At 71.0% G+C, this 4,883-nt stretch carries 5 protein-coding genes; all 5 read right to left on the reverse strand.

The window, feature by feature from the left end:
* The coding region (locus IJH84_RS25060) for a response regulator transcription factor (protein WP_295149760.1) at nt 1-793 on the reverse strand (793 nt) is incomplete at its 3' end.
* 52 nt (nt 794-845) lie between these two features.
* A complete protein-coding gene (locus IJH84_RS25065; protein WP_295149761.1) occupies nt 846-2,204 on the reverse strand; it encodes a glycosyltransferase family 2 protein in 1,359 nt (452 codons plus the stop codon).
* 30 nt (nt 2,205-2,234) lie between these two features.
* Nucleotides 2,235-3,491 carry a glycosyl hydrolase family 18 protein gene (locus IJH84_RS25070; protein ID WP_295149762.1) on the reverse strand — a complete coding sequence of 419 codons (1,257 nt, stop codon included), beginning with the start codon at nt 3,489-3,491 and terminating at the stop codon, nt 2,235-2,237.
* Nucleotides 3,492-3,502: 11 nt separating this feature from the next.
* Nucleotides 3,503-4,477, reverse strand: coding sequence for an NAD-dependent epimerase/dehydratase family protein (locus tag IJH84_RS25075; RefSeq protein ID WP_295149764.1), 975 nt, complete (start codon nt 4,475-4,477; stop codon nt 3,503-3,505).
* Nucleotides 4,474-4,883, reverse strand: a 410-nt coding sequence (locus tag IJH84_RS25080) for a glycosyltransferase (protein ID WP_295149766.1), incomplete at its 5' end; no start/stop codon positions are given. The genes IJH84_RS25080 and IJH84_RS25075, both read right to left, overlap by 4 nt.

The following is a 4,883-nucleotide window of genomic DNA, read 5'->3' on the forward strand; positions in this document are numbered from 1 at the left end:
GGTCCGGGATCACTTCGCCGCCGACGTTGGCGCTCGCCCGCGCATGAGCGCCCCGATCAGCGTCCGCACCGCCGGAATCGGCCCGATCGGTGCGCGTGCCGCGCGCCCGGACCGCCTTCCCGGTTTGACGACCGGAGGACCCCGCGCGCAGCCCCGCGGCGCTGGCCACGCTGACCGCCTCCAGCTGCGAGTGCACCCGCAGCTTCGACAGGATGCTGCGGGTGTGCGTGCGCACCGTCTCGGTGGAGATCGCCAGGTCGCGCGCGATGCGGGCACCGCGCTTGCCCTCGACCATGCCGCGCAGCACTTCCCGCTCCCGGACGCTGAGCACGTCCAGCGGCCCGTCGCGGCGCCCGGCCAGCCGCACGTCCTCCCGCAACGCCCGCAGCACCACGCCCAGCACCTCGGGCGGGAACCAGGCGTGACCGTGGCACACGCCGCGCAGCACGGCGGTCAGCTCCTCCACACCGCTTTCCTTCGGCACCCATCCGGTCGCCCCGGCGCGGGCCGCTTCCACCGCGCGCTGCGGGTCGAGACCGCCGGTGAGCACAACGACCGCCACGGACGGCAGCGCTTCCAGCATCGCTTCGACCAGTTCCGCGGTGGAGGCGACCGGATCCACGTCCACGGTGATCACGTCCGGGCGCAGCCGATCCACCATCGCCGCCAGGTGCGGGTCGCCGGTCGCGCACCGCCCCACCACCCAGAGGTCCGTGGCCTGCTGCAGCCGCGATCCGAGCGCTTCGGTGAGCATGAGGTGGTCGTCCACCATCAACAGCCGCAGCACGTTCACCTCCCCACCTTCCCCCGCCGTCCGCGGTGAGACCTCATCCAACTGCGGGAGTTCACCCGGCACGCGCACCCGGATCCGGTTCCGGCCCGCCCGGTTCGACCGCGTGCCGCTGCGGGCTGCTCCACCGGCCGGTCGAGCGCGACAGCCAGGCCAGCGGCAGCGAGTACAGCGCGATCGCCGAATCCAGCACCCGCAGCGGCAGGTACAGCCAGGCGTAGAGCAGGAACCTGGGCTGGCGCCGGGTGATCGTGACGACCAGCGTCAGCAGCAGGTCCGGCAGCACGATCCCCAGCAGCAGCGCGGGAATCGTCATGTACCCGGCGACCGCCTCGTGCACGTCGGCGAACCACGGCCACTCGAGCGTCCCGTCCGCGATCAGCGGCAGCAGCAGCACCAGCAGCACCACCGGAAGCAGCACGAGCATGATGCTGCTGGTGAGCAGTTCGAGCAGCAGCAGCGCCAGCATCGCGGTGAACAGGTTCAGCCGCGGCGGGTGCCTGCGCACCGTCTGCCACAGGCCCAGCGACCACCGCTTGGACTGGCGCACGTAGTCCCGGATCCGGCCCGGGTCCTGGGTGGCCGCCACCGCCGATGGCGTGAACCCGACCTTGCCGAGCCGTTTCTGGTAGACCTCGAAGGTCATGTTGAAGTCCTCGATCACCAGCCCGGGCGGGTTGACCTCGATGCTCGGCAGCACGCTGGTGCGGTAGAGGCTGGCGAAGCCGGGCACGATGTGCGTGGCGTTCATCCGCCGCCAGGTCTGGCCGAACTTCAGCAGGTACTGCGTCATCGAGTAGATCCGCTGCCGGTGGAACGCCACCAGCTTGCCCGCGAACGACAGGCCCCGGTCCCGCCAGGCGGTGCGCACGCAACCGGCCACCGCGACCACCTCGGGGTCGTCGAACAGCGGCAGCGCCGCGGCGAAGTAGCCGGGTTCCACGCGGGTGTCCGCGTCCAGCAGCATCACCAGCCGGTACCGGCGCACCAGCCGGAACCGCCGGATGCCCACTTGCAGGGCCCCGGCCTTGCCGAGGTTGCCTTCGGTGCCCACGACGTGCACGCCCGCCCGGCGGGCCAGTTCGACCGTGCGGTCGGTGGAACCGTCGGAGACGACGTGCACGTTGCGGGCCGGGACCAGCGCGGTGATCGCCCGCAGGCTTTCGCTGATCACCACTTCTTCGTTGTGCGCGGCGATGAGCACGGCCACGTCGTCGACGCCCAGCGCGCCCGGCCGCCGCGGCCGGAGCTTGCCGTGCCGGTGCGCCGCGAGATCAGCGACCGGTGCGGCTCGCCGCGCGCCGCGCAGCAGCGAACCGCGCCAGCCGTCGAGCACGCGCAGCATCCCGATCACGCCCCAGAGCGTGAAGTTCGCGCCGAACACGACGATGGCCAGCACCCACCACGGGATCATCGCGCCCGCCCCTCATCTCCCCGACCGCGCTCAATCCCCGACCGGCAGGCTCTCGGCGAGCCGGGTCCAGGTGGCGGTGTCCTCGTAGCCGTACATCCACAGGTAGACGCCGCGGATACCGGCGCCGCGGGCGACCTCGAACTTCGCCTTCGAGCTGACCGAGTTCTCGAACCACACCTCGTGCTGCTGCCCCTGCTCGTCGGTGTAGCGGAACCACGGGGTCTGGCTGACCGGGTCGTAGTGCGTCTCGGCCCGGTGCTCGGTCGCGAGCTGGAACGCCTGCAGCCAGGTCAGGTTCGACCCCCGGTCACCGACCCAGTCGTAGCCGTACAGCGGCACGCCCAGCACGATCCGCTCCGGCGGGATCTGCGACTTGGCGTAGTCGACGATCTCGCGGACCCAGCCGATCGGCGCGATCGGTCCGGGCGGCGAGGTGCCCCAGTGGTAGTCGTAGGCCATCAGCCGGACCTGGTCGGCCGCCCTGCCGATCGCGGCGTAGTCCTGCGCGACGTTGCGCTCGTCGTAGCCGGCGTCGCTGGCCTTCGCGAACACCGCCACCGACAGCGTTTTGTCCTTGGCGTGCAACGCGTTGCCGAGGTCGGTGACGAAGCGGCTGAACACTTCCCGGTCACCGGCCCGCAGGTTCTCGTAGTCGATGTCGATACCTTCGTAGTCCTCGCGCTCGACCAGCTCGACGATCTCCCGGACGTGCCGGTCGCGCAGCCGCGGGTCGTGCAGCACCCGCGCGACCGGTTCGTAGGACCAGCGGCCGTCGGTGATGTTGGCCAGCGAAGGCACCAGCGGAACCCCGGCGTCGCGGAGCTTCTCGACCTGGCCGGCCACCTCCGCCGCGCGGTCCGGCGGGTATTGCCGGGTGACCGATCCGTCCCCGCCGAGACCGTAGATCCACGGCGAGACCTCGTTCACCGAGTCCTTGTTGGACACCACCGTGCTCGTGCCCGCCTGCAGGTTCCAGAACGGCAGCGACGCCACCACCAGCGTCTCCGGCCGCGCCGGTGCGGTTATCCGCGGAATGGCCATCACGACCACCAGCAGGGCCGCGAGCGCGATGAGCCCGATGAACCAGATCGAGCCGCCGAGGTGGCGCATCCGGCGGGCGCGGGGGCTGTGCGCGTGATCGGCGTCCTCGTCCGGCGGCTGCGGTTCCTCGTGCCCGGCCCTGCCGCGCCACCACGCGGCGAGTGGCGCGAACAGCCGGTTCCGGCGGCGTTCCGGCTCAGTGACTTCGACATGTCGTTCTCCCTCCCGAACCCCGTCGTCGTGCATGAGGCCCCCCGCTACGCCGAGACGACCGGGGCCGCGCTGGTCTGCTCGTCGATCACGGCCCGGATGATGTCCTCCAGGCTCCGGGACGGTTGGAAGCCGATGAGTTCCCTGGCCCTGGCGCAGTCCGGCACCCGGCGTTGCAGGTCCTCGTAGCCGGGGCCATAAGCGTCCTCATAGGACATTCGCGTGATTCCGGCCGCGGTGCCGGTGAGTTCGATGACCTTGCGCGCCAAGTCCATTATGGACACTTGCTCGTTGCTGCCGATGTTCAGCGCGGTCCCGGTGATCTCGTCCATCCCGGCCAGCCGAACCAGCGCGGGCACCACGTCGGCGACGTGGCAGAAGCAGCGCACCTGGTGGCCGCTGCCGAACACGGTCAGCGGGCGCCCGGACAGCGCCTGGCCCACCAGCCGCGGGATGACCATCCCGTAGCGGCCGCTCTGCCGCGGTCCCACGGTGTTGAACAACCGCACGATCACCGCGCTGAGCCCGAGTTCGCGCACGTAGCAGTAGGTCAGGCTCTCGTCGATTGCCTTGGCCTCGGAGTAGGTCCAGCGGGTCTTCAGCGGTGCGCCGACCAGCCGGTCGTCGTCCTCGTTGAGCCCGGGTTTGCTGTTCTTGCCGTAGACCTCGCTGGTGGAGGCCACCAGCACCCGCGCGCCCCGGCGGTGCGCGGAGTCGAGCACGTTCTCCGTGCCGTGCACATTGGTCAGCAGGCTGCGCAGGGTGCGCTCCTGGATGACGAATGCCCCGACCGCGGCGGCCATGTGGAACACCACGTCCACTTCGGACACCAGGTCGTCCACCAGGGTGCCGTCCAGGATCGTGCCGGAGGTGAAGCGGAACTCCGCGGAATCCGCGGGCAGGTTCGCGCGGCTGCCGGTGCTGAGGTCGTCGAGGCCGAGTACCTCGTGCCCGTCCGCGAGCAGGTGCTCGACCAGGTGCGAGCCGATGAACCCGGCCGCGCCGGTGACCAGTGCCTTCATCGCACACCACCGCCCTCGCGCGCGGCGACCGGCGTCCCGGACCGCGCGCCGAGCCGCTCGTAGAGGTCGTCGATGCGGCCGGTGACCGCCTCGATGCCGTAGAGCTCGCGGATCACCGGCACGTCCATCCGGGACCGGCGATCGGTGACCTCCGCGGTGATCTCCTTGCGCAGCGCATCCACCTCGCCGGGCACCTGCCGGGCGCGGTCGGTGCGGACGCCGGCCAGCGCCGGGCAGGTCGTGTAGAGCACGGGCATCCCGTTGCCCAGCGCCTCCAGCACCGACAGGCCGAAGGTCTCCTGCGCGGAGGAAGCCACGAACAGGTCGAACGCGGAGAACATCGCCGAGACGTCGTGCCGCTCCCCGGCGAAGATGACGTGCCTGCGCACGCCGAGCTGCTCGGCCA

Source organism: Saccharopolyspora sp. (genome assembly GCF_017434145.1).
In the GTDB taxonomy this organism is placed as follows: Bacteria; Actinomycetota; Actinomycetes; order Mycobacteriales; family Pseudonocardiaceae; genus Saccharopolyspora_C; species Saccharopolyspora_C galaxeae.

Bases quoted from the DNA above. Each gene is read 5' to 3' on its own strand.
- IJH84_RS25065 (WP_295149761.1), bottom strand. From the start codon at position 2,204: ATGATCCCGTGGTGGGTGCTGGCCATCGTCGTGTTCGGCGCGAACTTC.
- IJH84_RS25070 (WP_295149762.1), bottom strand. From the start codon at position 3,491: ATGCACGACGACGGGGTTCGGGAGGGAGAACGACATGTCGAAGTCACT.
- IJH84_RS25075 (WP_295149764.1), bottom strand. From the start codon at position 4,477: ATGAAGGCACTGGTCACCGGCGCGGCCGGGTTCATCGGCTCGCACCTG.